General features: G+C 61.5%; 1 protein-coding gene. It reads right to left on the bottom strand.

Annotated features, from left to right (window positions below):
* On the bottom strand, positions 1-262 hold a 262-nt coding region (locus L9G74_RS21015), incomplete at both ends, for an SDR family NAD(P)-dependent oxidoreductase (RefSeq protein ID WP_238898698.1).

Genomic DNA, 262 nt, shown 5'->3' with positions numbered 1-262 from the left:
GGCGTCCCTCGGGATCGAGCCATGTGGCATCGGTCATCTCAGTGTGGTAGTCGCCGGGGCCGATGGCGTTGACACAGATGTTGTAGGGTGCCCACTCCAGCGCGAGCACTCGCGTGATCATGTTGACCCCGGCCTTGCTGGCGTTGTATGCGGCGACCAGCGGGAAGGCCTGGGTCGCGTTATTAGAGCTGATGTTGATGATCTTGCCGTATTTCCTCTCCATCATGTGCGGTGCCACCGCGCGGCAGCAGTAGAACACCCC

This window comes from Shewanella electrica, from assembly GCF_022321485.1.
In the GTDB taxonomy this organism is placed as follows: Bacteria; Pseudomonadota; Gammaproteobacteria; order Enterobacterales; family Shewanellaceae; genus Shewanella; species Shewanella electrica.
The sequence above is the reverse complement of the archived record's forward strand: the minus strand, read 5'-3'. Positions and strand labels throughout refer to the sequence as shown.